The sequence below is a fragment of the Stenotrophomonas sp. INTA L402-1 genome (genome assembly GCF_059295135.1).
In genome coordinates, this window is record NZ_JCAFWP010000003.1 from 42,919 (window position 1) to 67,700 (window position 24,782).

Below are 24,782 nucleotides of genomic sequence, written 5' to 3' on the forward strand. Positions count from 1 at the left end.
TGCAGTCGTCATTACCCCACGGCATAAGTGTTTGTGACGCAATCGGCACATCTGCAGATTGGGAGTGTGAAGAGGTAGGGGGTTGTTCGTTGTGTCGCGTTTGGCTCGTTGCGATGGGGCAGTTCCGCCCCGCCGTCCTGCCATGCCGATTCACAACAGAAGGATTCGTGTATGAAGCGACACACGCAACGCTCCGCGCCACCGCGCTCCGCGCGCCTGGCCCTTGCCACTGCCCTGGTGCTGGGCAGCCTGGCCGCCACCGCCCAGGCCCAACAGGCTGATCCGCTGGCCGGGCGTCAGTGGCATCTGCTCAACACCGGACAGGCCGTACTGGGCGATACCCTGCCGGTGGCTGGCAACGATCTGAACGTGGATGGCCTGTTCCGCAATGGCATCCGTGGCCAGGGCGTCACCATCGCCATCGTCGATGACGGCCTGCAGATCGCACACCCGGACCTGGCCGCCAACGTTGCGGCGGTCGCCGGCAAGAACTTCGCCAACCAGAGCAACAACCCTTCACCGTCCAATCCGGACCGCGACAATCACGGCACCATGGTCGGCGGCATCGCCGGTGCAGTAGGTGCCAACAACCTGGGCGTGCGCGGCGTGGCCTCGGCGGCCACACTGAAGGGCTTCAATTTCCTGGCGTCCAATGCCCAAGGCAATTCGAATTCCAACATCGAGTACTCGTGGTGGGACGGCGCCGAAGTGGCCGACGTGGGCGTCTTCAACAACAGCTGGGGCTCCAGCCCGGGCAACCCCAACCTGCCGTTGGCCTACAGCCAGAACGACATCGCCGCCTATGAGCAGGCCATGTCCGGCACCCGTGGCGGCCGCGGTGGCATCTACGTGAAAGCCGCCGGCAACAACCACAACAACGGTGCACGCTCGGATGGCACCGACATCTGCTCGGCAGACACCAAGAACCGCAACACAGGTTGCATTCCCGCCGGCCGCGATCCGCGTAACAACCTGTTCAACGTGATCACCGTTGCCGCCGTGCGCGCCGACGGCGTGCGCTCGTCCTACTCGTCCACCGGCTCGGCGCTGTGGGTGTCCGGCTTCGGCGGTGAGAATGGTTGGCAGCGGCAGGTCGTGCCGGGGCAGCTGGCGATCCGCTACGATCCGGCCATCCTCACCACCGATGTCACCGGCTGCGCGCAGGGCAGCAACAAGAACACGAGCCTGCGCAACACCTTGGACGGCGACCAGTCTGCCATCGACAGCACCTGCAACTACACCGGCAAGATGAACGGCACCTCGGCGGCCACGCCGATGGTGTCGGGCGTGGCGGCACTGCTGCTGGAGACCAACCCGAACCTGTCCTACCGCGATGTGAAGTACATCCTGGCCACCACCGCCACCCGCACCGATCCGAACCGGGCAGCGGTGACCCACTCCGACGGCCGCGTGCTGGTGCCGGGCTGGACGGTGAATGCCGCCGGCCGTGCCTACAGCAACTGGTACGGTTTCGGTGTGGTCAATGCGGCACGCGCGGTACAGGTCGCAGAGGACTTCCAGCCGCTGGGTGCACTGGTGGATAGTGGCTGGCGCAACACGACGCGTACCGTGGCCATCGGCAATACCTCGGCGGCCGCGGCGCGCCTGACCTTCCAGCTCGCCAACGGTGCGCGCAACATCGAGAGCGTGCAGCTCGGCTTCCGCGTCAACCACAGCAACACCCGCCAGCTGCAGTTCGTGCTGATCTCGCCCAGTGGCACCCGCAGCGTGGTGCAACCGGCATTCACCGCCATCGGCTCTGGCCTCAACGGTGTGCAGCGCAACTTCACCAACTGGGACCTGCTGTCCAGCAATGCCTTCCTGGATGAGAACGCCACGGGCACCTGGACGCTGGAAGTCACCGACCTGGGGCAGGCCGCGAACGCTGCATCGCGTGGCAACCTCGAATTCTTCAAGATCCGCGTTCTGGGGCACTGATGATGAAGACGACCATTCTGTTGAGCACCCTCGCCCTCGCGGCGATGACCACCACCGCCTGGGCACAGAGCTCGGGCCAGACACCTCCGGCGAAGACCTTGTCGACCGTAGACACGCAGCAGTTGAAGGCGGAGGCCACTGGCCGTTCGTTCAATGTGGGCGGCTCGCGCTTCCAGCTGGCACCGTCGGCAACCGTGCAGCAGGCCAGCGGCGGCCAGTTCCGGATCACCACCGGGGCTGATGCCAGCGCGGCGGCCGTCGGCACCCGCAGCAAGCGGTCCACGGATGCGTCTACCGGTGTGGCCGCACGTGCGGATGCCGGTGCCAGCAAGTTTGCGGCCGCTGTCTCCAACGATGGCGCGCCGGTCGTGGCGACCTCGCGGGTCAAGGTGTTCTTCACCGATGCGGCTTCGGCGCAGCGTGCGGCCACCGCCACCGGTGGCACCGTGGTGAAGGTATCCAAGGCCTCGGGCCGCGCGATTGTGGAGTATCCGTCGGTGAACGCGGCACTGGATGCGACCACCAAGCTGCTGTCGACCGCCGGCATCAAGGCAGCCGAGCCGGACGTGGTGCAGTGGGAAGAAACCAAGTAAGGCGTTGAGTGGTGCCCTCGGCCGGTTGGCTCTCCTGGCCGGTCGGGGGATTGGTGTGGGGGGTGTGCCGACCAACGGTCGGCACCCACCAGATTCATTCACCGCGTGTCGACCAAGGTCGACACCTACCGGGCAGCGAGCGTGTCGCTTTGCTTGAGGTGGCAGCTGGCCAGCGGGCCGTTGCCGGCGGCCGGATGGCCAGGCTCGAGCAGCAGGCGCTGCACGTCCGAGAACAGCTTGTCCACCGGCATGCCGTAGGGCGCGAACAGGCGCAGACGGCCTTGGCGATCAAATACGTAGCCGCCGGCGATGTGGCTCATGGTGTAGGTTTCCGGCACCGGGCCGGGTTCCTTTTCGTAGAACGCCTTGAAGTCGCTGGCCATCGCGGCCAGTTGTGCTTCGTTGCCGACCAGTGCGATCGCCTTGGGGTCGAACGCTTCCACATAGGTGCGGGCGACTTCGGGCGTGTCGCGTGCGGGATCGACACTGACGAACACTACCTGCAGCTGGTCGGCATCCTTGCCCATCAGGTGCTTGACCTGGCTGAGCTCGACCATGGTGGTCGGGCACACGTCCGGGCAGCTGGTGAAGCCAAAGAACAGATAGGTCACCTGCCCCTGCAGGTCCTTCGGCCCACGCACGGTGCCGTGGCTGTCGGGCATCGACCACTGCTGGCCGAGTTCTTCGCAGGCGATGTCCTTGGAATAGAAGTCCATGCGCGACTGCGCACTGCAGCCGGCCAGCAGGCCGACGGCCAGGCCTGCCAGCAGCGGCAGGCGGAAACGGGGAGAGAACAACGAACGGGCAACAGCAGCAGGACGCTTCACGGGTACCACCAACGCAGACGCGGGCGGGGTCTCGGTCAGGCCTGCCCGTGGGGGAAAGAGGACGGAGGTGCCGGGGTGATCGCGCGGTCCATGCCGATCACCCCGGCCACGGTCAGTTGATCATCATGTGGTAGTGCATGCTCCAGATGATCCAGACCGACAGTGCGACGACGATGAACAGGATCACCAGGGTGAACACGAAGCTGGCCAGGTTCCAGCCGCCTTCGGACTTGCGGTCCATGTGCAGGAAATAGACCAGCTGCACCAGGATCTGCGCCACCGCGAAGCCGACCAGCAGGAACAGCGTGAGCGGCCGCGACAGCACCGGGTTCATCACCAGCGCGAACGGCACCACGGTCAGCAGCGCGCACAGCACGAAGCCGATCAGGTAGGACTTGGTGGAGCCGTGCGCATTGCCGGCGCGCGAGGTTTCGACGTGGGCCATGTCAGAAGGCTCCGATCAGGTAGACGAAGGTGAAGACGCAGATCCACACCAGGTCCAGGAAGTGCCAGAACAGGCTCAGGCACGACACGCGGGTGATGTTGGTCGGGGTCAGGCCGCGGCTGTAGACCTGGTGCATGACCACCGCCATCCAGATCAGGCCGCTGGCCACGTGCAGGCCGTGGGTGGCGACCAGCGCGAAGAACGCCGACAGGTAGGCACTGGTGCTGGGGCCCGCGCCTTCGTGGATCAGGTGCGAGAACTCGTAGATCTCCATGCCGATGAACGAGGCACCGAGCACGAAGGTCACGCCCAGCCAGCGCAGCACTGCCGAGGTGTCGTGACGATGCATCGCCAGCACGGCCTGGCCGTAGGTGATGCTGGAAACCAGCAGCAGGAAGGTCTCGGCCATCACGAACGGCAGCGAGAACAGGTCCTTGCCGGTGGGGCCGCCGGCGTAGGCGGTGCTGAGCACCGCGTACGAGGCGAACAACGAACCGAACAGCACCAGGTCGGACATGAGGTAGACCCACATGCCGAACACCTTCATGCCGCCCTGTTCGTGGCCATGGTCGTGTTCGTGGTGGTCCTCGTGCGCCTGCGTGTCGCTGGCCAGCTCGGGGCGGGTCAACAGGTTCATGCGCGTACCTCCTTCAGCTTGGCAAGGTTGGCCGCTTCGGTGCGCGCCACCTCTTCGGAACTGACGTAGTAGTCCACGTCCTCGTCATAGGACCGCACGATCAGGGTCACGATCATCGCGATGAAGCTGGCCGCGGCCATCCACCAGATGTGCCAGACCAGGGCGAAGCACAGCACCAGGATCCAGATGTTGAGGATCAGCGGCACGCCGGTGTTCTTCGGCATGTGGATCGGTGCGTACTTCTTCGGCGGCGGCGGCAGGCCGCGCTTCTTCGCTTCGTGGAAGGCATCCAGCTCATCGGCCTTGGGCACCACGGCGAAGTTGTAGAACGGCGGCGGCGACGGCGTGGCCCATTCCAGCGTGCGTGCATTCCACGGGTCGCCGGTCAGGTCCAGGTTGCGCTTGCGATCGCGCACGCTCACGTAGATCTGCACCAGCATCAGGATGATGCCGGCGAACACGAACAGCGCACCGATGAAGGCGGCGATCAGGTACGGCGTCCACGCCGGGTTGTCGTACTGGTTCATGCGGCGGGTCATGCCCATGAAGCCCAGCATGTACAGCGGCATGAAGGCCAGGTAGAAGCCGATCACCCAGCAGGCGAACGACCACTTGCCCAGGCGCTCGTTGAGGGTGAAGCCGAACACCTTCGGGAACCAGTAGGCGAAGCCGGCCAGATAGCCGAACAGCGCGCCGCCGATGATGGTGTTGTGGAAGTGCGCGACCAGGAACAGGCTGTTGTGCAGCAGGAAGTCCGCGCCCGGAATGGCCAGCAGCACGCCGGTCATGCCACCGATGGTGAAGGTGACCAGGAAGGCGATGGTCCACAGCATCGGCACGCTGAACTCAACGCGGCCGCCGTACATGGTGAACAGCCAGGTGAAGATCTTCACGCCGGTGGGAATGGCGATGATCATCGTCATGATGCCGAAGAAGGCATTGACGCTGGCACCGGAGCCCATGGTGAAGAAGTGGTGCAGCCAGACGATGAACGACAGGATGCCGATCGCCAGGGTGGCGCCCACCATCGACTTGTAGCCGAACAGCTTCTTGCGCGCGAACGTGGCGGTCACTTCAGAGAAGATGCCGAATGCCGGCAGCACCAGGATGTACACCTCCGGGTGGCCCCAGGCCCACACCAGGTTCACGTACATCATCGGGTTGCCACCCAACGTGTTGGTGTAGAAGTTGAAGTCCAGGTAGCGGTCCAGGGTGAGCGCCCCCAGTGCCACGGTCAGGATCGGGAAGGCGGCGATGATGATCACGCTGGTGACCAGCACGGTCCAGGTGAACACCGGCATCTTCATCAGGGTCATGCCCGGCGCACGCATGCGCAGGATGGTGATGAACAGGTTGACGCCGGTCAGCAAGGTGCCGATGCCCGAAGCCTGCAATGCCCAGATGTAGTAGTCCACGCCCACGCCTGGACTGAACTCGATGCCCGACAGCGGCGGATAGGCCACCCAGCCGGTCATGGCGAATTCGCCAACGCCCAGCGAGATCATCATCAGCGCAGCGCCGACCACGAAGATCCAGAAGCTGAAGGCGTTGAGGAACGGGAACGCCATGTCGCGCGCGCCGATCTGCAGCGGCACGATGATGTTCATCAGGCCGACCACGAACGGGGTGGCCACGAAGAAGATCATGATCACGCCGTGCGCGGTGAAGATCTGGTCGTAGTGCTCAGGTGGCAGGAAGCCATCACTGCCCGGGCCAGCCGCCGCCAGCTGCGCGCGCATCATCAGCGCATCGGCAAAGCCACGCACCAGCATGACCAGCGCCACCACCACGTACATGATGCCGATCTTCTTGTGGTCCACGGTGGTGAACCAGTCACGCCACAGCGGGCCCCACAGCTTGAAGTACGTCACCGCGCCAAGCAGCGCGAGGCCACCCAGCACCATGGCCGCCAGTGTGACCACGACGATCGGCTCGTGCAGCGGCACGGCCTCCCACGTCAATTTACCCAACATGTTCGTTACTCCTGGGAAACCTGGGCACCACCGGCAGCGCCCGCCGGGGTAGCAGCAGCGGTGTTCTCACCGACACCGATAAACTGGTCGATGACCTTCTTGAACAGCAGCGGTTCGACGCTGGAGAAGTGTTGTACCGGCGCGTTGCGCGACGGCGCGGCCAGCGCCTTGAACTCCGCGAAACTGAGTGCGTCCGGCGCGCTGCGCACCTCGGCCACCCAGCGCTCGAAGTCTTCGTTGCTGCTGGCGGTGGCGATGAACTTCATGTTCGAGAAGCCATGCCCGCTGTAGTTGCCGGACATGCCACGGTACTGGCCAGGCTCGTTGGCGATCAGGTGCAGCTGCGTGCGCATGCCGGCCATCGCGTAGATCTGCCCACCCAGCTGCGGGATGAAGAAGGTATTCATCGTCGAGTTGGAGGTGATGTTGAACGCCAGCGCGCGGTTGGCCGGGAAGTTGAGCTGGTTGACCGTGGCGATGCCCAGGTCCGGATACACGAACACCCACTTCCAGTCAGTGGCGATCACGTCCACATGCAGCGGCTCACCGGCGACGTCCAGCGGCTTGTACGGGTCCAGCTCGTGGGTGGAGGTCCACACGATCACTGCCAGCACCGCGATGATGATCAGCGGCACGCCCCAGACCACGATCTCCACCTTGGTGGAGTGCGACCAGTCAGGCATGTATTTCGCTTTGGTATTGCCGACGCGGTAGCGCCAGGCGAACACGAAGGTCAGCACGATGGCCGGCACCACCACGATCAGCATCAGGCCGATGCAGATCAGGATCAGGTCGCGCTGGGCGATCCCGACCATGCCTTTCGAATCCAGCAGCACCCAGTCGCAGCCCGTCAGAGCGATGCAAGCCAGGGCGACCAGCGCCAGGCGGATGCGGTTCCAGCAGATATTCATTGGAGGTCAACCCTGTTGAAGAAGCGCGCTTGACCGGCTCGCCTGCGCGCAGCGCCCGGGCGTGGAGCGGCTACACTGTGGGTACGAGGTCACCTACAAGCAGGTGAACCACTCCAATCAAGCCCATACAAGATACAGCATTGTATGGACTTGTGCATCTGCACGTATGGAAAAAACTGACCGATGACGCCACCTGCCGCCGGCCGCCGCCTGAAACACCCCAATCGCACCTGGGTTCGCCCCTTCCGCGAGGGCGCCGGCCCGCTGTATCTGCAGATTGCCCAGCAGGTGCGCGAGGCGGTGGATGACGGCGTGCTGCGCCCGGGCGACCGCCTGCCGCCGCAGCGCGACCTGGCCCAGCAGGTGGGCGTGGACCTGACCACGGTCACCCGCGCCTTCGCCGAGCTGCGCCAGGCCGGCCTGCTCGATGCGCAGGGCGCCGGTGGCACCTTCATCGCGCTGTCGGCCGGCAACCGCAGCACCTCGGTCGACCTGAGCATGAACATCCCGCCGCTGCTGGGCAGTGCGCCGTTCGCACAGGGCATGGAGGCCGGCTTCCAGCACGTGGGCCAGCAGCTGGGCCAGGGCGAACTGATGAGCTATCACGTCGGCGCCGGCACCCGCGAGGACCGCGCCGCCGCGGTGCAGTGGCTGGCGCCGATGCTGGGCACGGTGGGCGCCGACCAGGTGGTGATCTGCCCCGGCGCGCAGACCGCGCTGTGCGCGTTGATCCTGGCCCGCACCCAGCCGGGCGAGCTGATTGCCGCCGAGCAGCTGACCTACCCGGGCCTGCTGGCCGCCGCGCGCGTGCTGCAGCGGGGCGTGGTGCCGGTGGCGATGGACGCCGAAGGCATGCTGCCGGAGGCGCTGGAGGAGGCCTGCCAGCTGCGTCGCCCACGCCTGCTGTACCTGGTCCCGACCATCCAGAACCCGACCACGGCGACGATGTCGGCACAGCGCCGGCAGGCGCTGCTGGCGGTCGCCAAGCGCCACGATCTGACCGTGATCGAAGACGATCCCTACTGGTTGCTGGCCGGAAACGCCGCGCCGCCGCTGGCCGCGCACCGCGATGCCGGCTGCCCGGTCTATTACATCTCCACCCTGTCCAAGTGCCTGGCCCCGGGCCTGCGCACCGCCTACCTGGTGGTGCCGGCCGGCGAGCCGATGGAACCGGTGCTGGATGCGCTGCGCGCAATCGCACTGATGCCGACCCAGTCGATGGTGGCGGTGGCCTCGCAGTGGATCCGCAGCGGCCAGGCCCAGGACATGGTGCAGCGCTTCCAGCAGGAGCTGCGCGAGCGCCAGGCGATTGCCGCGCAGTACCTGCCGTCCCGCGCACAGGCGCATCCGGCCGGCCTGCATGTGTGGCTGCCGCTGCCGCCGCGGCTCGACCAGTACCGGTTGATCCAGGCCGCACAGGAGCAGGGGCTGGGCATTGCCAGCTCCGATGCCTTCAGCGTGGAAGAACCGCCGCCGGGCAATGCGATCCGCCTGTCGTTGGGCGGCGCAGTCGACCAGGGCGCGCTGGCCGGGGCGCTGGCCAAGCTGAACGAGATCCTGTCCGAGGCCCCCGAGGCACGCCACAACGCCATCGTCTGAACGGGGCGCATGGCGCTTTATCCATACAAGATGATATTTTGTATGCAATGTATGGATGAAGGGACGTGCATCGATGCGCGCCGAGAAACTGAAATTCCACCTGGTGATGGCCGGGTGCGGCGGCTTTGTGGTGCTGATGCTGGCCGCGCTGGCCTGGGTCTGCCTGCAGCCGCAGACCGTGGATGTGCAGGCCGCCGAACGCCACGCCATCGAGCAGTGCGTGCAGCGCAGCGAGGATCCGTCGCGTAGCGAGATCCAGCGCCGCGCGCAGGCCGATTCCTGCCGCGAGATGCGCAAGCAGTACGTGCACAAGTTCGGCCGGGAAGATTCCTGATGGGCGCAGCCGCGCCGCGTCGCCGCTGGCTGCTGCCGACGATGATCGCCCTCGCCTGCCTGTTCATGGCCGGCGTCGCGGCTGCGTTGTGGCAGTACTTCGGCTACAGCGCGCAGTCCACCTTCACCGAACAGGCCATCGTCTTCGACGATTCGCAGCTGCGCCTGCCGGCCGACCTGGCCGGTGATACCGGCCGCATCCGCGTGGTGCATTTCTGGGACCCGGCCTGCGGCGTGTGCAATCGCGAGACCGGTGCGCACCTGAGCTACCTGATCAGCATGTACCGCCGCGCCGGCATCGACTTCTATGCCATCCGCCGCCCGGGTACGCAGGGCGAGCTGCCCGAGCCGCTGCGCAACAAGGTGATCAACCTGCCGACCATCGACGGCATCGAACACATCCCGGCCAGCCCCGCCGTAGCCATCTGGGATCGCCAGGGCCACCTCGCCTACGCAGGACCGTACAGCATCGGCATGGTCTGCAACTCGGCCAACAGCTTCGTCGAACCGCTGCTGGACAGACTGGTGCGCGGCGAGACCGTGCGCCCGAAAGGACTGCTTGCCGTGGGCTGCTACTGCCCCTGGCAGGCCAAGCGCTGAGGACGCGCAATGACATCACTGACGCTGGCCGGCGTGGCCGCCGCAAACAACAACGGCGGTCACCTGTCCGAACCGACCGATGGTTATGGACAGGCTCCCGCCGTTGGAAGCAACGATACGCCCCGACATGCTCCGTACATGCCGCGACCGGATGTCGCAGCCCGCGAATGGGTGCAGGACGTACTCGCGCACAGCGGGCCGATCTACCTGCGCATCGTCAACTCGCTGGAACGCACGGTGCGCCGCGGTGGTCTCGCACCGGGACAGCGCCTGCCTTCGCAGCGCGCGTTGGCGCAGCAGCTCGGTATCGACCTGACCACGGTCACCCGCGCCTTCGATGAAGCACGCAAGCGTGGCCTGATCGAAGCGCGTGGACCACAGGGCAGTTTCATCGCACCGCCCAAGGCCGGCTTCGACCAGGTGGTGGACCTGAGCATGAACGTGCCGCCGGTGCCCGATGCCGATGCGCTGGCCGAGACGCTGCGCCGCGGTGCCGCCGCCGTGCTTGCGCGCAGCAACGCACCGAACCTGATGACCTATCACCTGGGCGGCGGCAACCCCACCGACCGCCACGCAGCGGCGCGCTGGCTGCAGCCGATGCTGGGAAAGGTGGACGATGCCTGCCTGCTGCTGACCGAGGGTGCACAGGTGGCGCTGGCGTCGATCCTGGTCAGCCAGGGACGCGACGACGACGCGATCCTGTGCGATGCGCTGGTCTATCCGGGCCTGCTACAGGCGGCCGCCGCACTGGGCCGGCGCCTGCTGCCGGTGGACAGCGACGAACACGGCATGTGCCCCGATGCACTGGCCCGGCTGGCACGCGAAAGCGGCGCGCGGTTGGTCTATCTCAATCCCACCTGCCAGAACCCGACCGCACTGACCCTGCCGCTGCAGCGGCGCGAAGCGCTGGCGCGCGTGCTGGAAAGCGAACGCCTGCTGGCGATCGAAGACGATCCGTACTGGCATCTGGCCGAAGATGCGCCGCTACCGTTGGCAACACTGGCACCGCGTCATGTGTTCTACGTGGCGACGCTGTCGAAGGTGATCAGCCCCGGCCTGCGCACCGCCTTCGTGCGTTGCCCGAGCGCCGCGCATGCCGAGGCGATGACGGCCGCACTGCGAGCAACGCGGTTGATGGGCCATCCGCTGGTCTCGGCGTTGGCCAGCCAGCTGCTGCTGGATGGTTCGGCGCAGTCACTGCTGGCCCAGGTGCGCACCGAGGCGCGCGAGCGCATGCGCATGGCGCGCTACCTGCTGGCGCCGTCGCTGCTGCAGCGCGCGGAAGGCCTGCATGCCTGGTGCCGCGTGCCGGCGCCGTGGACCGATGCCACCCTGGTACGTACCGCACAGCTGCAGGGGCTGGCGATTGCGCCTTCATCGGCGTTCTGCCTGCCGGGGGTATCGCACCAGAGCGGCGTGCGGCTGTCGCTGGGACTGGCGGCGGACCGTCGGCAGCTGGAAAGTGCGCTGCGGAGGATCGACCGGTTGTTGCTGTCGGATGCGTTGCCGGCGATCGAGCGGTAGGCGCAAGGAAGTGCCAACCAAGGTTGGCACCTACCAGAGCCGTAGATCCACGCCATGCGTCGATGCGCGGCGCCCGGGATGCGGTAGCGCCGGGCCATGCCCGGCGGGGGAATCGCCGGCGCGGACGGAATGTGCCAACCAAGGTTGGCACCTACCAGAGCAGGGTCAGGCCAGAGCGGAGAGGGCCTGCACGAGCGCATCCATCTGCTCCGGCCGGGTGAACACAGACGGCGTCACCCGCACGCAGGCGCCGGAGTCCAAACCGTCACGATGCGTGGTGAACACGCGATGCTCATCCAGCAGGCGCTTCTGCAGCGCGAGGTTGTCAGCCACGCTGGTACGCCCGCGCAGGCGGAAGCTGGCCAATGCACTCGCCAACGCCGGGTCCGGTGAAGACAGCACTTCGATATGCGCCATCTGCCGCACCGGTACCGTCCAACGCTCGCGCAGGTAACGCAGGCGCGCCTGCTTGTTGGCTACGCCGATACGCTGGTGCAGGTCGATCGCTTCCGGCAGCGCCAGGTAGGCGGCGAAGTTGACCGTACCGGTATGCACGCGGCTGCCCACGCGGCCGTCGTCGGTCTCCCCCATGTACGGGTCAAGATCGGCCACACGGCCCTTGCGCACGTACATCGCGCCGACGCCGACCGGCGCACCGATCCACTTGTGCAGATTGATGCCGACGAAATCAGCCTTGAGCTGCGGCACCGCGTAGTCGATCTGGCCGAACCCATGCGCCGCATCGACGATCACGTCGATACCACGTGCACGCGCACGTTCGGCGATCTCGGCCACCGGCAGCACCAGCCCATGACGGTGGCTGACCTGGGTCAGCAGCACCAGCTTCAGACGCGGCAACCGCGCGAATGCGTCCTCATACGCCTGCAGGATCTGCGCGTGGTCCGGCACCGCCGGCAGCGCGATACGCTCGACCTGCACGCCGCGACGCTGCTGCAACCAGCGCATCGCGCCGATCATGCTGTCGTAGTCGATGTCGGCGTACAGCACCTGGTCGCCGGGCTGCAGGCGGTTGTAGCCGCCAATCAGGGCCAGCATCGCCTCGGTGGCACCACGGGTCAGTGCGATTTCATCAACGCCCACACCCAACAGCTCGGCTACCTGCCGCTGCACCGCCAGGTACTGCGCCGGGAACTCACGACGGCCGTACCAGGCGTTGCCACGGTTCACTTCAGCGGTATGGCGCTGGTAGCTGGCCAGCGTCTCGCGGCCCATCGCGCCCCAATAGCCGTTCTCCAGGTGGTTCACTTCGTCGGTGATGTCGAAGTGGCTGGCCACGGAGGCCCAATAGCCTTCATCGCGGGCCAGCACGTCCGGCACCACGGTCGTTGCGGGAATCTGCATGGGCGCAGCGTAACGCCTGGCAGCCATGGCGGGCAGTGAAGACAGTGCGGCTGCGGCCGGCAGCAGGGTGCCGGCACGCAGCAGGGAGCGGCGCGTGCGGTCCATCAGAAGCTCAACCGGTACTGCGCGTACAGGTTGGCACCGTCGGTGTCGTACGGCGCGTTGCGCGAGTAGACCAGGCCACGGCTGGCCTGGAACACCGCCTCATCCGGATAGCGGTCGAGCACGTTGTCTGCACCCACGCGCAGGCTGTGGTGCTCGTTGATGCGATACCCCACGGCGAGGTCGAGGAAGCTCATCGCGCCGAAGCGCTGGTAGATGTCGCCCACCGCATTGCCGCTGGCGTCGGTCCAGGCACCGTAGTAGCGCATGCGCGCCATCAGCGACCAGGCGCCGACATCCCAGCTGCCGGTCAGGCTGCCCTTGTGCTCGGGCAGGCGGTCTTCAAACAGCACGCGCTGGGTCTCGTTGGTGGCCACCGAGGTGCTGCCGTTGTCCACCCGCGTACGGTTGTAGTTGTAGGCCAGGGTCAGCGTCATGCGGCCGGCACCGAGATCGCGCAGGTAGTTGCCGACCACGTCCACGCCGGTGGTGGTGGTATCGAAGTCATTGGTGAAGTAGTTCACCGAGGTATAGCCCAGCGGATTGGGAGTACCAGCCGGAATGGCGAAGCTGGCCGACTGGCTGAAGCGGTCGGTGAGCTTGATCTGGTAGACATCCACCGAGCCGGACAGGCCCAGGTCGGTGCGCCAGGTCAGGCCCAGCGACGCGGTACGCGATTCCTCCGGCTTCAGCGGCCTGGCACCGAGCAGCTGCGCCAGCGGATCGTTCGGCGACAAGCGGCCACTGGTGAAGATCTGCAGGGTACGCGTGTCCAGGCCCTGGGTGGTGCTGGTGGTATTGAGCTGCGCGGGTGTCGGCGCACGGAAGCCGGTGGACACAGTACCGCGCAGGGCCACGTCCGGGGTGATCGCGAAACGCGCCGAGAGCTTCCCGTCCAGCGTGCTGCCGAAGCTGGAGAAATCCTCGTAGCGGCTGGCCGCGCCGATGCTCCAGCGCTCGCCCAACGGCACTTCCATATCCACGTAGGCCGCCTTGCTGCGCTGGCTCCACTGCCCGGCCTGGCTGACCGAGAAGCCCGGTGCGCCGTTGGAATTGGCTTCCAGCCCTGCCGCCGCGCCCGGGCCCACCGCGTACGAGGCCGCATCACCGGCGCGCACCTGGTAGGTCTCCTGGCGGAACTCGCCACCGAAGGCGACGTTGATCGGCTTGGACAGCGCAGCCACATCCCACTCGTAGTTGAAGTCGGCGTTGGCGTTCTTCTCCGTCTGGGTCAGGCGGCCGAGATCGAACGCGGTCGGGCTGGCCGGGCCGAGCGAGGCGTTGATGGAGTTCTTCAGGCTGTAGTCGATGGCATTGCGGCCATACGAGGCGCTGACATCCCAGCGCAGCTTCGGCGTGATCTCGCCACGCAGGCCACCGACCAGCTGCAGGTCGTTCTGGACGTTGCCGTACTGCGGACTGAAGCCCACTGGATAGATCGAACGCAGGTTCCAGCCGGGGAAGATCGCCGCGGTGCGGTAGGCACCGGTGGTGGTATCCGGATTGCGCCAGTTGAAATCGCTGACGCCATCGCTGTGGCTGTACAGGCCGAACGCATACAGCTCCAGCGTGTCGCTGGCGTTGGCCTTCACGTTGAAGCCGACGCGGCGGCTTTCCAGCTCCGGCTGGCCCCAGCGCTGTACCGGGTTGGGCACGTCCAGCTCCGGATGTGCAGCCTGGAAGGCGATGGCATCGGGGCGCTGGCGGGTGCGCGAGGTGGCGTCGGAGTTGGACGATTCGGCGAACAGCACCAGGCTGCCGTAGTCACCCAGCGACCAGCCGGTGCGTGCGCTGAAATCGCGCGAGGCGCCATCGCCCTGCGCGTACTGCGAGTAGCCGGCGGTGATCTCGGTACCGGGGCCATCCTCGAGAATGATGTTGATGACGCCGGCGATGGCGTCCGAGCCGTACTGCGCCGAGGCACCATCGCGCAGCACTTCGATGCGCTTGATCGCACTGGTCGGAATCTGTGCCAGATCGGCCGCCTGCGCGCCACGGTTGCCGAGCAGCGCGCTGCGGTGGAAGCGACGACCGTTGACCAGCACCAACGTCTGATCCGGCGACAGGCCACGCAGCGTGGCCGGGCGCACGAACACCTGACCGTCCGCCATCGGCAGGCGCTGCACCACGAACGACGGCACCAGCTGCGCCAGCACGTCCTTCAGGTCGGTGGATTCAACGGACTTGATGTCTTCCTTGGTGAACACGTCCACCGGCGCCAACGTTTCGAACTGGGTGCGGTTGGAGGCGCGGGTGCCGGTGACCAGCATCGCTTCGAGCTGGGTGGGCGCCGTACGGCTGCCCGCCGGGGCATCGACCGCATCGGCCTCCGCTGCGATCGCGCCGCCTGCGCTGGCCATGGAAAGGGCGAGGAGGATGGAACGCGAAAGCTTCGAACGATGCACGGCAGGGCTCCGGGAGGACGCGACAGGGCCAGCACCTGCTCGGACACAACAGGCGTGGACAAGGCGCGCAGTCTCGGCGCGATCTGTGAAGGAGCCATGACGTCAGTGCGACAGCTTGATGCCGCTGGAGCGCAAGAACTGCTAAACGAAGCGCCACGCGATCCGCTACTGTGCCCGACATTGGATTCGGGGAATGGCAGGATGAGCGCGGCAGGCAAGGCGTTGTGGTACATCGAAACCCATGCGGACCAGCCATTGGCACTGGCCGATATTGCCGCCGCAGCGGGGCTTTCGCCGTTCCATCTGTCACGCCTGTTCCAGGCCCGCACCGGCACCTCGGTGGTGCGTTATCTGCGGGGACGGCGCCTGACCGCTGCCGCGCAGCGGCTGGCCAACGGGGCGGGCGACATCCTGCAGGTGGCACTGGGCGCGGGCTACACCACCCATGCTGCGTTCACCCGCGCCTTCAGCGAGCAGTTCGGGCAGACCCCGGAGCGGGTACGCGAACAGGGCACCGATGGGCTGGCGCTGGTGCAGGCGATCCGCGTGGACGATGCGCCGACTGCCTGCGGCGAAGCGCCGCGCCTGCTCGATACCACTGCCTTCCAGGTCGCGGGTATCGGCATGCGGCATACCCGCGACAGCGGCGGTGCGATTCCCGGGCAATGGGCGCAGCTCAACCGGGAATGGCCGACGCCGGCACCGATCAGCTTCGGCGTGTGCTGCAACAGTGATGACGATGGCGGCTTCGACTACATCGCCGCACTGCCGGCCAGCGCGGTGCCGAGCGTACCTGCGCACTGGCAACGCGTGGACATTCCGCCGCGTCGCTACCTGGTGGCCTGGCACGGCGGGCACATCTCGACCATCCGCTCGACCTGGTTCTGGCTGCTGGATCACTACCTGCCCGGCTCCGGGCTCAGCCTGGCCGATGCACCGGACCTGGAACGCTACGACACGCGCTTCGATGAGCACACCGGCAACGGCGGCGTGGAAATCTGGCTGCCGGTAGACGAACGCCCACGCTGACAAGGAGTTGAGGATGCGCATGACAGCCACTGTGATGGGAATGATGCTGATGGCCTCCGCGGGGGCCGCCAGCGCTGGCGAGCCTTGGAAAGCAGGCGAACGCCACGGCACCACCACGGTGGCCAGCGCCGCGGTGCGCGATGCGCAACACCGCGACGCCCTGCGCTACACGGTCTGGTATCCCGCGCCCGCTGGCAGCACGGAAACCGCCCTGACCATCGGTCCGCCCGATGCGCCGCTGTTCGACGTCGGCCGCTCAGCCATGGATGCCCCGATCGCGGGCAAGCGCCTGCCGACCCTGCTGCTCTCCCACGGCAACGGCGGCAGCGCGCGCATGATGGGCTGGTTGGGCACGGCATTGGCGCGCGCCGGCTATCTGGTAATCGCGGTCGATCATCCCGGCAACAACGGCGTGGACGAGATGACCCTGCCCGGCAGCGTACTGAGCTGGTTGCGTGCGGATGACCTGCGCGCGGCACTCGCTGCAATACAGGCCGATCCGCTGCTGGGTCCGCATGTCGACCCTGAGCGACTGGGTGTGGCCGGGTTCTCGGCCGGAGGCTACACCGCGCTGCTGGCCGCCGGCGCACGCCCCGACCTGCAGCGGCTGTTGGCCTTCTGCCGCGCGCACCCGGATGACGGCGTCTGCCGGCCACAACAGGAAACCGCCACGCACACGATGGACGCGCGTGTTGCCGCTGCGGGCTCACCCGCGATGTCTCCCTGGATCTCCCACGCCAACGACTCGCGCGCGATCCCCGGCGTGCGTGCGGCATTCCTGCTGGCACCCGCGATCGTGCAGGCGTTCGCGCCCGAGCAGCTGTCCTCGCTGAGGCAGCCAGTGTCGATCGTGCTGGGCGAGGCTGACACGGTTGCGCAACCGCAGAGCAATGGCGAGGCTGCACAGACACTGATTCCGGGCGCTGTGCTGCAGCGTCTGCCGGATGTCGGTCACTACGACTTCCTGGCGGCCTGTACAGCGGTTGGTGTGCAGAGGCTGCCCGAGCTCTGCAGCAGTTCGGTTCCGAAGGCGGACACCCACGCGCAGGCAGTGGATGCCGCGGTGCGATTCTTCGCCGAAGCACTGCGGTAGTGGCCGCCGGGCATGGCCCGGCGCTACAGTGGGCGCATCCACGGAGGATCGGCCATGCGCCTGCTTCACCTCACCCTGCCAGTCTCCGACGTCACCACCGTCGCCGCGTATTTCCACGATGTGCTGCAGCAGCGCGTGGTCGGCAATCATGTGCACATCGGCTGGAGCACGATCGAGTTGCAGCCCACTGAAGGACGTCCGGTCGGTGGCGTGCACCTGGCCTTCAACGTACCGGACAACCGCTTCAGCGAGGCGATGACCTGGTTGCGTGAGCGCACGCCGCTGCAACGCAATCCGGCGGGACTGGACTACTTCGCGCTGGAGAGCAGCTGGCAGTCGCAGTCGGTGTACTTCACTGGCCCTGACGGCCTGATCCTGGAACTGATCGGCCGCCGCCGTTTGCCGGCCAGCGCGCGCGAAGGTGCGTTCCACGGCAGCGAACTGACCTGCCTGAGCGAAGTCGGCCTGCCCAGCCACGATGTCGACGCTGTGCGCGAACAGTCCAGCCTGCAGTTCGGCCTGCAACCGATCAGCCCGCCGTCGCCGCAGTTCGCGCCGATGGGCGACGATGAGGGCCTGCTGATCGTGGTTGCGGCGGATCGTCGCTGGTTCCCCGAGCAGAAGGACCTGCCGAACGCGCGCGGCTTGCAGCTGCAGGTCGGCGACGTGGCCGGCCCGGGTGTTGTGGAGGACGCCGCGCTCGGCTGGCGGGTACAGGCGACCTGAACTACCAGCTGCCGGACGCGCCGCCGCCGCCGCTGCGGCCGCCGCCTCCAGACCAGCTGCTGGAGCTGCTCGACGACGAACTCGACGAGGATGACGAACGGGACGACGTGCGTTCGCGAGATGATGAAGCCCGGCCGCGTGCGCGCTCGCCCGGCAGCATGGTGAACAACCACACGAAGTACAGCAGTACGCCACACACCCCGGACACGATCATCGCCAGCAATCGGGGATCGTCACCTTCGGCACGATGGATCGCCAGCAACGCGCCCGCGGCATAGCCGAGCGTCAGCAGCACCAGCACCGTCATGCGCACGATGAAGCTGCTGCGGTTCTTCTTCCAGCGTGTGCGGCAGGCCTGCACCAGCAGGAACACCATCAGGGTGACAACGCCCGCGGCGACCTGCAGCAACAGGTGCCGGGCCAGGCTCGGTGGCAGCTGGCCACGCAGCAGCGCCTGCACCAGGAAGAGCACGCTGAGCATCAGCATGCCGCACAGCACGATGCGCACACCTCGGCTGCGGCGCCAGCACCAGCCCAGCAGGGCAGCCACCGGCACACCCAGCGCCAGCACGAAGCACAGGCCCGGCAGCACATGGCGTGGCAGCAGCAGCGCCACGGAGAACACACCCGCACCCACAACAGCGGTCACCAGCATCGGGCGGCCCCAGGCCGGCAAGGTCGGCCAGGTTGGTTTTGGTGCCGATGCATTGGCGGCCAGTGCCTTGCGCCGCCGCTCCCGACGGCTGCCGCTGAAATCGTCCTCGGTCTTCGCCGGCGGGAGGGGCGGCGGCGAGCGCCACAGCCCGGCCAGGAAACCGGCCAGCAGGGTCAACGCCACCACCGAGTCTGCGCGTCGCCAGTCCGCAGGCAGCACATTGCTGGCCGACGGTTCTTCCCATGCCGGCAGGTCCTCGCCATCGATCAGCGCCACCATGATCTTCGTGCCATCGAGCACGCCCTGGTCGACATCGCCCTCACGGAAGCGCGGCACGATCGCGTTGTCGATGATGCGAGCGGCGTACGCGTCCGGTAGCGCTCCTTCCAGGCCATAGCCGGTCTGGATGCGTACGCGGCGGTCCTGCACCGCCACCAGCAACAGCACACCGTCGTCGACACCGGCGCGACCCAGCTGCCACTGATCGAACACCCGCTGTGCATAGGCCTCGATGCCTTCGCTGCCCACGCTGGGTACCACCAGCACCTGCAGCTGTGCACCTTTCCGTGCCTGCAGCTGCAGCGCCTGCCTGCGCAGGGTGGCGCGGGTTTCAGCGGACAGCGCGTTGGCAGTGTCCACCACGGGATCGTCCAGCGCCGGGACCGGGATTGCCGCCAGCGCTGCCATCGGCAGCAGGCACAGCAGCAACAGCAGCCACACGGTGGCGGCCGCCTGCTGCAAGGGGCGCGCCGGGTTCACGTACCCTGCCCTGCCTCGATCTGCGCATGCAGCGCCTGCAGCTGCGCCGCCGTCTGGTTGAACACCTGCAGATCGGCATCCACCAGGGCCGCCCAGTCAGGCGCGTGCCCCAGCAGTTGCGCCACCTGCTCGTTCGGCGCGCGGTCGAAGCCCTCGCCAAGCACGGCAAGATAGCGCTCACGGAACCCTTCGGGGTCGCGCTGGTCCTGCACATACAGCTGCACGGCCAGCAGCCCCGCATACAGGTAGTTCACCAGATAGTTCGGGTCTTCATACATCAGGCGCTTGCCGATCCAGGTGTTGCGCAGCTGCGGGTAGCGCTCCGGTTGCTGGCCGAAGCGCGCCAGCACCTGCCCGGTCAGCGCATCCAGATCATCGGCGGTGCCCAAGGTGCCTGCGGCCACACCCCGATAGATCGACTGCTCCAGCTGCGCTTCCTCGGAAGAGGTGAACAGCTGCAGCACCATGTCGTCCAGCAGCGATTTCAGGTAATAGGCTTTGGCGCGCGGATCCTCTGCCTGCTGGTACAGCTGGTCGCGGAAGCGCAGCTCGTTGTAGATCGCGAACGCCTCGGTCAGCCACTGGCTGCCATTGCGCTGCAGCGGCGACGCATGACCGCGCTGCATCCACTCGCCGTGCACGGCATGACCGGCTTCATGGGCGATCTCGACGTCGCTTTCCAGATCACCACGGCGCAGGCCAACGAACAGCATTGCCGGCACACCGGGAGCGCTCACCGGGAACGCGTCCTGGCTGCGGTCACCACGTTCGGTGGCCAGATCCATGCGCTGGTTGGCCGGATCGAGCAGCGCGCGCAGTTCGGCGACGTACGCCGGCCCCAGGTGCTGCATGGAATCGGCGGCATTGTCACGCAGCTGCGTCAATGTCAGCACTGGTGGCGTATAGCCGGCATCGGGCACGGTGGTATCCCAGATCTGCGGCGCGTCGATGCCGGATCGCGCAGCGTGGCGCAGCAGCATGTCCTGGTAGGCACGGCGGTCCCCGGCGTGCCGTTCGATCGCCACCAGCGTTGCATCCACTGCGGCAGTATCCAGGCCCATGCGCTGGTAGCCATATGCCGGCGCCGAGCCGTCACCCTGCAGGCGTGCGGCGGCGTCATTCACCTGCACCAGCCCCAGCAGCACCGAGGCCATCGGCTCACGGCGCGAGTGCAGCCCCTGCCAGTAGCCCTTCCAGCCGGCCTCGCGCAGGGCGCGGTCGGGCTGCTGGGCCAGCAGCTGCTTGTCGCGTCCGGTGTCCCAGTGACGACCGCCGTGCTCGATCTGCGGATACTCGGCGCTGCGCAGGATCTGCCCGCGCAGGCGCGCGAAGCTGTCCAGCGCCGGATCGGCCAGTGCCTCCACGGCCTCATCCAGCGCGGCGTTGGCCGGGGTGGCAGCCTCCTTCAGCGCCCGAGTGCGCAGGAAGCCATACGGTGCTGCCCACGCCGCATCTGCGGGCGCCTCGCGCAGTGCGGCGCGACCACTGCGAGCGATGCGGCTGCACAGCCCCGCTGCCTGCTCCATCGCCTGTGCCGGGCGAAGATCGCGCGCGTTGCGGGCGGACTGCAGATGCAGGTAGCCGAGATGCCGCAGGCACTGCGCCTCCAGTGCCTCGGCCTGCTGGAAGCGTTCCACCGGTGCGAGGGTGGACGCCTGCTGCAGGGCCTCGACGCGCTTGCCCAGCGCGTCGCGCGCGGTCTGTTCGGACGCGGCGCTGGCGAAGTAGGTGCGGTCATCGGCATGCACCGACTGTGCCTGCGCGCCGCTGAAGGGGGCTATCGCCAATACGGCGGCAATGGCGGCGGTGGTGGTGCGCTTCCTGAAAGCCTGCATCGGCGTCTCCCTGCCTGGACCAGGGATCGAGCCTAGCAGCCGCTGGCCCGCCGCGCCTGTGCCGGATCAGCCATCAGATCGACTCATCCTCACGCTTGACCAGCGTCCAGCACGGCGCCTGCGCAAAGGTATAGGTCTGCTGGTCGCTGCTGTCCGGCGTACGGATCTGCACCTGCCGCTGTCCATCGGCCAGGAGGCTGACCTGCATTTCGCGGCCCTGCCCGGCCAGTGCGGCGGGATCAGGCATCACCGGCCACTCGACATCGGCCCGCGCCAGCCGGCTTTCCACCTTGCGTGGTTCCGGCTCGGCCTCGGCATCGATGTAGCTGTCCAGCAGCGGATCGGCGGTGGCCTTTTCCTGCAACGCGATCTCGTTGCCGAAATGCTTCAGGAACGCATCGAAGTCCGGGTAGAGGCATTCACCGCGTGCAGCCACAGCTGTGGGCTCGGCGGGGGTGGTCGCCGGCGCCGCTGCGGCAGGTGAGGCTTCGGTCGCGGTCTGCGGTGCCTGCGGCACTGGCGCGCAGGCTGCCAGCACCGCGCCACAGGCAAGCATCAGCGGTGCGGCAGAACGGTATCGACACATGGGCTCATCCTGAATCCGGTCCGGTCGCTCCATGCTACCGCGCACCCTACAATTCCGGCATTCCGCCTGTCCGAGAGTCCTCATGCATCGCCTCCTGCTCCTGATCGGCCTGCTGCTGCCCGCCCTGTGGCCGGCCGTGGCGAGGGCCGTCGATGTCCACGAAGGCGACCTGCTGTTCGTCACCGCCGGCCGCAGCGGTCTCAGTGCAGCCATCGACGATGCCACCGGCAAGCAGGGCGCGCCCAGCTTCGATCACGTCGCGCTGGTCGCTTCCGCGCCGAAGGGCTGGGAGGTATTGCATGCAGACGAGAAAGGATCGCGCCGGCAATCGCTGGTCGAATTCCGCCAGGAGGCGCGCGCCAAGCAGCGGCAGATCGTGGTCTATCGCCTGCGCGCGCCGCAGCAGGCAGCGATCAGGGATGCGGTCGCCACCGCGCGCACGATGCTGGGCAAGCCGTACAACACGTCGTATGTGTTGAACGAGGACAGCTACTACTGCTCGGACTTCATCGAACGTGCGTTCCGTGCGCACCATGTATTTGCGTTGCAGCCGATGAACTTCCGCAATCCGCAGACCGGGCAGATCGCCCAGCACTGGATTGATCTGTACCGCGGCATGGGCATGGACGTGCCGCAGGATCAGCCCGGCAGCAATCCGAACGACATGTCGGCGGCACCGGTGTTGCAGCGCATCGGCATGCTGGAATAAGCAAAGCCCCGCACGAGGCGGGGCTTCACCGGTCACTCCGCATGCACGGCGCGGTCATTCTTCTTCGTCGTTGCCGCCCTGCTGCTGGTTCTGGTTGCGCTTCTGCTGTTCCTGCTGCTGTTGCTGCTGCTGGTCACGGCCACGACCCTGCTGCTGATCCTGCTGGTTCTGCTGGCCCTGTTGCTTCTGGTTCGGGTTCTGGTTCTGCTGTGCCATGTCCGATCTCCAAAGCCACTCGCGGAATGCGGTGGACGTGGCCATCGTCTGCAGCGAATGGTTAATCACGCGTGGGGGGGCGGCTACATCTGTGTGTACGCCTGTGAATGAACGCGCAGAAGCCCTTGTGGCACAAGCGGCTGAAGGATTCATGCGGGTTCGACATGTGCTCATGCCTTCGTCAACGGTGCACGCATTCATGGCGTTCGCCGCCGGAAACACGCGCTGAACGAGGCTGGCTTCCCGGCTCACGCAGGGAAGCCAACCCTGCATTCAGGGCATCACCGGCGGCACATACGCCAGGGTCATGCCCAGCAGCCACAGCAGGCCCAGCACCAGCGGAATGTGCACCAGCAGCTGGATGAAGGTGAAGCCGACGATGTCGCGTGCCTTCAGGCCCAGCACACCCAGCAGCGGCAGCATCCAGAACGGGTTGATCAGGTTCGGCAGCGCTTCGGCCGCGTTGTAGACCTGCACCGCCCAGCCCAGGTGTGCCTTCAGTTCATTGGCGGCCTGCATCACGTACGGCGCCTCGATGATCCACTTGCCGCCACCGGAGGGCACGAAGAAGCCCAGCACCGCCGAATAGACGCCCATCACCAGCGCGAACGTATCGGTGCTGGCTACGTGCACGAACAGGCTCGACAGCCGGTGCGCCAGCGTCTGTCCATCGCCGCCGGCAGCGTGGGTGAGGATCATCGCGATACCCCCGTACAGCGGGAACTGGATCAGCACGCCGGTGGTGCTCGGTACCGCCTTGGCGACCGCGTTGAGGAAGCTGCGCGGCCGCCAGTGCAGCAGCAGGCCCAGCGAAATGAACATGAAGTTGTAGGTATTGAGGTTGGCGATGGCGGTGACAACCGGCTTGTGGGCGAACTCGTTGAACAGCCAGCCGAACGCCAGCAACGAGAGCAGCACGGTCAGCAGCGGGCTGTATTCCAGCCACTCGCCCGGGCGCGTGCGCCGCTGCAGCGGTTCCGGCTCGGCCTGCGCGGCGCCCGGGAACTCCTCGGCGGTGCGGGCGCTGCCGGCGGCCGGTGCGGTCAACCAGGCAATCAGCAGCGAAACCAGGATCAGCGCCGCGGTCAGTGCGATCGACTGCCACAGGAAAATGGTTTCGGTGAACGGCAGGACGCCGGTGATCTCGACCAGCCCCGGCGGCATGCTGGCCGGGTTGGCCTGCAGCTGCGCGGCCGAGGAACTCAGCCCCATCGCCCACACCGCACCCAGACCGAGATAGGCCGAAGCACCGGCCGCGCGGTAATCCATGCGCAGTTCGGTACGGCGCGCCAGCGCGCGCACCAGCAGGCCGCCGAACACCAGCGAGAAGCCCCAGCTGAGCAGCGAGGCGAGCATGCTGACCAGCCCCACGTACACCACCGCGCCACGACCGGTGCGCGGTACACGGGCGAGGAAGTCGATGAAACGTGCGACCACCGGCGCGGTGGCCACGGCGTAGCCGCCGATGACCACGAAGGCCATCTGCATGGTGAAGGGAATCAGGCTCCAGAAGCCATCACCGAAGGCGCTGGCGGTGGCCCGTGGGGTCGAGCCGAAGCCCATCGCCGCCAGCGCGACGATGACCACGCCCAGCACCGCAAACACGTACGCATCGGGGAACCACTTTTCCGCCCAGGCGGCCGAGCGCAGCGCAGCGCGCGCCATCCAGCCGTCCTGTACTGCTGCCGTCGAGGCCATCGCCTACCCTCCCAGGTTCGATGGATCGATTCTGGGCGGTGAGGTGCAGGCTGTCAGCCACCTATTGGTCGTAGGTGGCGGAATGGTAGTGCCGGCCGCTGGCCGGCAACCTCGGGACCGCATGCGGCTGCAGCCGGCCAGCGGCCGGCTCTACCAGATCCAAGGATCGTCGTAGGTGGCGGAGGCTGGTAGTGCCGGCTGCTGGCCGGCAACCGCGGGATCGCATG

Annotated in this window: 22 protein-coding genes; 10 read left to right on the forward strand and 12 right to left on the reverse strand. The window is 66.9% G+C overall.

The annotated features are described in order from the left end of the window. Window positions 1–171 precede the first annotated feature (171 nt). A complete protein-coding gene (locus tag AC5O77_RS04170) occupies window positions 172–1,938 on the forward strand; it encodes a S8 family serine peptidase (protein ID WP_100435394.1) in 1,767 nt (588 codons plus the stop codon). Beyond that, window positions 1,938–2,531 (forward strand): S8 family serine peptidase, encoded by a 594-nt coding sequence (locus tag AC5O77_RS04175; RefSeq protein WP_006399785.1) that lies wholly within the window; start codon window positions 1,938–1,940, stop codon window positions 2,529–2,531. Before AC5O77_RS04170 ends, AC5O77_RS04175 begins: the two co-directional genes overlap by 1 nt. Window positions 2,532–2,656: 125 nt before the next feature. Here the strand turns inward: AC5O77_RS04175 and AC5O77_RS04180 are convergent, their stop codons facing one another. The 5 genes from AC5O77_RS04180 to cyoA form a co-directional block, all read right to left on the reverse strand. Beyond that, window positions 2,657–3,328: an SCO family protein gene (locus AC5O77_RS04180; protein WP_263010110.1), complete on the reverse strand. Its 672-nt coding sequence runs from the start codon at window positions 3,326–3,328 to the stop codon at window positions 2,657–2,659. Between the two features lie 142 nt (window positions 3,329–3,470). Continuing rightward, complete coding sequence (cyoD, locus tag AC5O77_RS04185) at window positions 3,471–3,803, reverse strand: cytochrome o ubiquinol oxidase subunit IV (protein ID WP_006399830.1); 333 nt, start codon at window positions 3,801–3,803, stop codon at window positions 3,471–3,473. Window position 3,804: 1 nt separating this feature from the next. Further along, window positions 3,805–4,440 carry a cytochrome o ubiquinol oxidase subunit III gene (gene cyoC, locus AC5O77_RS04190; RefSeq protein WP_012512371.1) on the reverse strand — a complete coding sequence of 212 codons (636 nt, stop codon included), beginning with the start codon at window positions 4,438–4,440 and terminating at the stop codon, window positions 3,805–3,807. Continuing rightward, entirely contained in the window at window positions 4,437–6,413 is a 1,977-nt protein-coding gene (cyoB, locus tag AC5O77_RS04195; protein WP_006474876.1) for a cytochrome o ubiquinol oxidase subunit I, read from the reverse strand. The genes cyoC and cyoB overlap by 4 nt, the downstream gene beginning before the upstream one ends. 5 nt (window positions 6,414–6,418) lie before the next feature. Beyond that, a complete protein-coding gene (gene cyoA, locus AC5O77_RS04200; RefSeq protein WP_478057527.1) occupies window positions 6,419–7,324 on the reverse strand; it encodes a ubiquinol oxidase subunit II in 906 nt (301 codons plus the stop codon). 183 nt (window positions 7,325–7,507) lie between these two features. Between cyoA and AC5O77_RS04205 the strand changes: the two genes are divergently transcribed. The 4 genes from AC5O77_RS04205 to AC5O77_RS04220 are packed head-to-tail and all read left to right on the forward strand — an operon-like array spanning window position 7,508 to window position 11,380. Further along, on the forward strand, window positions 7,508–8,923 hold the full coding sequence (locus tag AC5O77_RS04205) for an aminotransferase-like domain-containing protein (protein WP_478057528.1): 1,416 nt from the start codon (window positions 7,508–7,510) through the stop codon (window positions 8,921–8,923). Window positions 8,924–8,978: 55 nt separating this feature from the next. Then, complete coding sequence (locus AC5O77_RS04210; RefSeq protein ID WP_005414763.1) at window positions 8,979–9,257, forward strand: hypothetical protein; 279 nt, start codon at window positions 8,979–8,981, stop codon at window positions 9,255–9,257. Continuing rightward, a complete protein-coding gene (locus AC5O77_RS04215) occupies window positions 9,257–9,856 on the forward strand; it encodes a DUF6436 domain-containing protein (RefSeq protein ID WP_012481503.1) in 600 nt (199 codons plus the stop codon). Before AC5O77_RS04210 ends, AC5O77_RS04215 begins: the two co-directional genes overlap by 1 nt. Window positions 9,857–9,865: 9 nt before the next feature. Beyond that, window positions 9,866–11,380, forward strand: coding sequence for an aminotransferase-like domain-containing protein (locus tag AC5O77_RS04220; protein ID WP_478057529.1), 1,515 nt, complete (start codon window positions 9,866–9,868; stop codon window positions 11,378–11,380). Window positions 11,381–11,545: 165 nt separating this feature from the next. Here the strand turns inward: AC5O77_RS04220 and AC5O77_RS04225 are convergent, their stop codons facing one another. Together AC5O77_RS04225 and AC5O77_RS04230 are read right to left on the reverse strand one after the other, a co-directional pair. Further along, window positions 11,546–12,847 (reverse strand): aminotransferase class V-fold PLP-dependent enzyme, encoded by a 1,302-nt coding sequence (locus AC5O77_RS04225; protein ID WP_494506508.1) that lies wholly within the window; start codon window positions 12,845–12,847, stop codon window positions 11,546–11,548. After that, entirely contained in the window at window positions 12,847–15,249 is a 2,403-nt protein-coding gene (locus AC5O77_RS04230; RefSeq protein ID WP_478057531.1) for a TonB-dependent receptor plug domain-containing protein, read from the reverse strand. Before AC5O77_RS04230 ends, AC5O77_RS04225 begins: the two co-directional genes overlap by 1 nt. Before the next feature lie 201 nt (window positions 15,250–15,450). Here AC5O77_RS04230 and AC5O77_RS04235 point away from each other — a divergent pair, with 201 nt between their 5' ends. Genes AC5O77_RS04235 through AC5O77_RS04245 form a run of 3 tightly spaced genes read left to right on the forward strand, consistent with a single transcriptional unit; the run spans window position 15,451 to window position 18,097 of the window. Then, window positions 15,451–16,278: an AraC family transcriptional regulator gene (locus AC5O77_RS04235; RefSeq protein ID WP_478057532.1), complete on the forward strand. Its 828-nt coding sequence runs from the start codon at window positions 15,451–15,453 to the stop codon at window positions 16,276–16,278. Window positions 16,279–16,291: 13 nt separating this feature from the next. Then, the gene (locus AC5O77_RS04240) at window positions 16,292–17,371 is read left to right on the forward strand and encodes an alpha/beta hydrolase family protein (RefSeq protein WP_478057533.1); all 1,080 of its coding nucleotides are present in this window, start codon (window positions 16,292–16,294) and stop codon (window positions 17,369–17,371) included. Window positions 17,372–17,425: 54 nt separating this feature from the next. After that, window positions 17,426–18,097 (forward strand): VOC family protein, encoded by a 672-nt coding sequence (locus tag AC5O77_RS04245; protein ID WP_478057534.1) that lies wholly within the window; start codon window positions 17,426–17,428, stop codon window positions 18,095–18,097. Window position 18,098: 1 nt separating this feature from the next. Here AC5O77_RS04245 and AC5O77_RS04250 read toward each other — a convergent pair whose 3' ends face one another. The 3 genes from AC5O77_RS04250 to AC5O77_RS04260 all read right to left on the reverse strand — a co-directional run bounded on the left by AC5O77_RS04250 (window position 18,099) and on the right by AC5O77_RS04260 (window position 21,932). After that, the gene (locus AC5O77_RS04250) at window positions 18,099–19,439 is read right to left on the reverse strand and encodes a TPM domain-containing protein (RefSeq protein WP_478057542.1); all 1,341 of its coding nucleotides are present in this window, start codon (window positions 19,437–19,439) and stop codon (window positions 18,099–18,101) included. Between the two features lie 68 nt (window positions 19,440–19,507). Beyond that, a complete protein-coding gene (locus AC5O77_RS04255) occupies window positions 19,508–21,346 on the reverse strand; it encodes a M3 family metallopeptidase (RefSeq protein ID WP_478057535.1) in 1,839 nt (612 codons plus the stop codon). Between the two features lie 73 nt (window positions 21,347–21,419). Further along, the gene (locus AC5O77_RS04260) at window positions 21,420–21,932 is read right to left on the reverse strand and encodes a hypothetical protein (protein ID WP_478057536.1); all 513 of its coding nucleotides are present in this window, start codon (window positions 21,930–21,932) and stop codon (window positions 21,420–21,422) included. Between the two features lie 82 nt (window positions 21,933–22,014). Here AC5O77_RS04260 and AC5O77_RS04265 point away from each other — a divergent pair, with 82 nt between their 5' ends. After that, window positions 22,015–22,641 carry a YiiX/YebB-like N1pC/P60 family cysteine hydrolase gene (locus AC5O77_RS04265; protein WP_478057537.1) on the forward strand — a complete coding sequence of 209 codons (627 nt, stop codon included), beginning with the start codon at window positions 22,015–22,017 and terminating at the stop codon, window positions 22,639–22,641. Window positions 22,642–22,695: 54 nt separating this feature from the next. Here AC5O77_RS04265 and AC5O77_RS04270 read toward each other — a convergent pair whose 3' ends face one another. Both AC5O77_RS04270 and AC5O77_RS04275 read right to left on the reverse strand, forming a co-directional pair. Beyond that, entirely contained in the window at window positions 22,696–22,857 is a 162-nt protein-coding gene (locus AC5O77_RS04270; protein WP_167796845.1) for a hypothetical protein, read from the reverse strand. A 273-nt stretch (window positions 22,858–23,130) separates the two neighbouring features. Next, window positions 23,131–24,555 carry a short-chain fatty acid transporter gene (locus AC5O77_RS04275; RefSeq protein ID WP_494506509.1) on the reverse strand — a complete coding sequence of 475 codons (1,425 nt, stop codon included), beginning with the start codon at window positions 24,553–24,555 and terminating at the stop codon, window positions 23,131–23,133. Window positions 24,556–24,782: the final 227 nt, after the last annotated feature.

Coding starts and splice junctions, on each gene's coding strand:
- AC5O77_RS04170 (WP_100435394.1), top strand. CDS start 172: ATGAAGCGACACACGCAACGCTCCGCGCCACCGCGCTCCGCGCGCCTG.
- AC5O77_RS04175 (WP_006399785.1), top strand. CDS start 1,938: ATGATGAAGACGACCATTCTGTTGAGCACCCTCGCCCTCGCGGCGATG.
- cyoD (WP_006399830.1), bottom strand. CDS start 3,803: ATGGCCCACGTCGAAACCTCGCGCGCCGGCAATGCGCACGGCTCCACC.
- cyoC (WP_012512371.1), bottom strand. CDS start 4,440: ATGAACCTGTTGACCCGCCCCGAGCTGGCCAGCGACACGCAGGCGCAC.
- cyoB (WP_006474876.1), bottom strand. CDS start 6,413: ATGTTGGGTAAATTGACGTGGGAGGCCGTGCCGCTGCACGAGCCGATC.
- cyoA (WP_478057527.1), bottom strand. CDS start 7,324: ATGAATATCTGCTGGAACCGCATCCGCCTGGCGCTGGTCGCCCTGGCT.
- AC5O77_RS04205 (WP_478057528.1), top strand. CDS start 7,508: ATGACGCCACCTGCCGCCGGCCGCCGCCTGAAACACCCCAATCGCACC.
- AC5O77_RS04210 (WP_005414763.1), top strand. CDS start 8,979: ATGAAGGGACGTGCATCGATGCGCGCCGAGAAACTGAAATTCCACCTG.
- AC5O77_RS04215 (WP_012481503.1), top strand. CDS start 9,257: ATGGGCGCAGCCGCGCCGCGTCGCCGCTGGCTGCTGCCGACGATGATC.
- AC5O77_RS04220 (WP_478057529.1), top strand. CDS start 9,866: ATGACATCACTGACGCTGGCCGGCGTGGCCGCCGCAAACAACAACGGC.
- AC5O77_RS04225 (WP_494506508.1), bottom strand. CDS start 12,847: ATGGACCGCACGCGCCGCTCCCTGCTGCGTGCCGGCACCCTGCTGCCG.
- AC5O77_RS04235 (WP_478057532.1), top strand. CDS start 15,451: ATGAGCGCGGCAGGCAAGGCGTTGTGGTACATCGAAACCCATGCGGAC.
- AC5O77_RS04240 (WP_478057533.1), top strand. CDS start 16,292: ATGCGCATGACAGCCACTGTGATGGGAATGATGCTGATGGCCTCCGCG.
- AC5O77_RS04245 (WP_478057534.1), top strand. CDS start 17,426: ATGCGCCTGCTTCACCTCACCCTGCCAGTCTCCGACGTCACCACCGTC.
- AC5O77_RS04250 (WP_478057542.1), bottom strand. CDS start 19,439: ATGGCAGCGCTGGCGGCAATCCCGGTCCCGGCGCTGGACGATCCCGTG.
- AC5O77_RS04255 (WP_478057535.1), bottom strand. CDS start 21,346: ATGCAGGCTTTCAGGAAGCGCACCACCACCGCCGCCATTGCCGCCGTA.
- AC5O77_RS04260 (WP_478057536.1), bottom strand. CDS start 21,932: ATGTGTCGATACCGTTCTGCCGCACCGCTGATGCTTGCCTGTGGCGCG.
- AC5O77_RS04265 (WP_478057537.1), top strand. CDS start 22,015: ATGCATCGCCTCCTGCTCCTGATCGGCCTGCTGCTGCCCGCCCTGTGG.
- AC5O77_RS04270 (WP_167796845.1), bottom strand. CDS start 22,857: ATGGCACAGCAGAACCAGAACCCGAACCAGAAGCAACAGGGCCAGCAG.
- AC5O77_RS04275 (WP_494506509.1), bottom strand. CDS start 24,555: ATGGCCTCGACGGCAGCAGTACAGGACGGCTGGATGGCGCGCGCTGCG.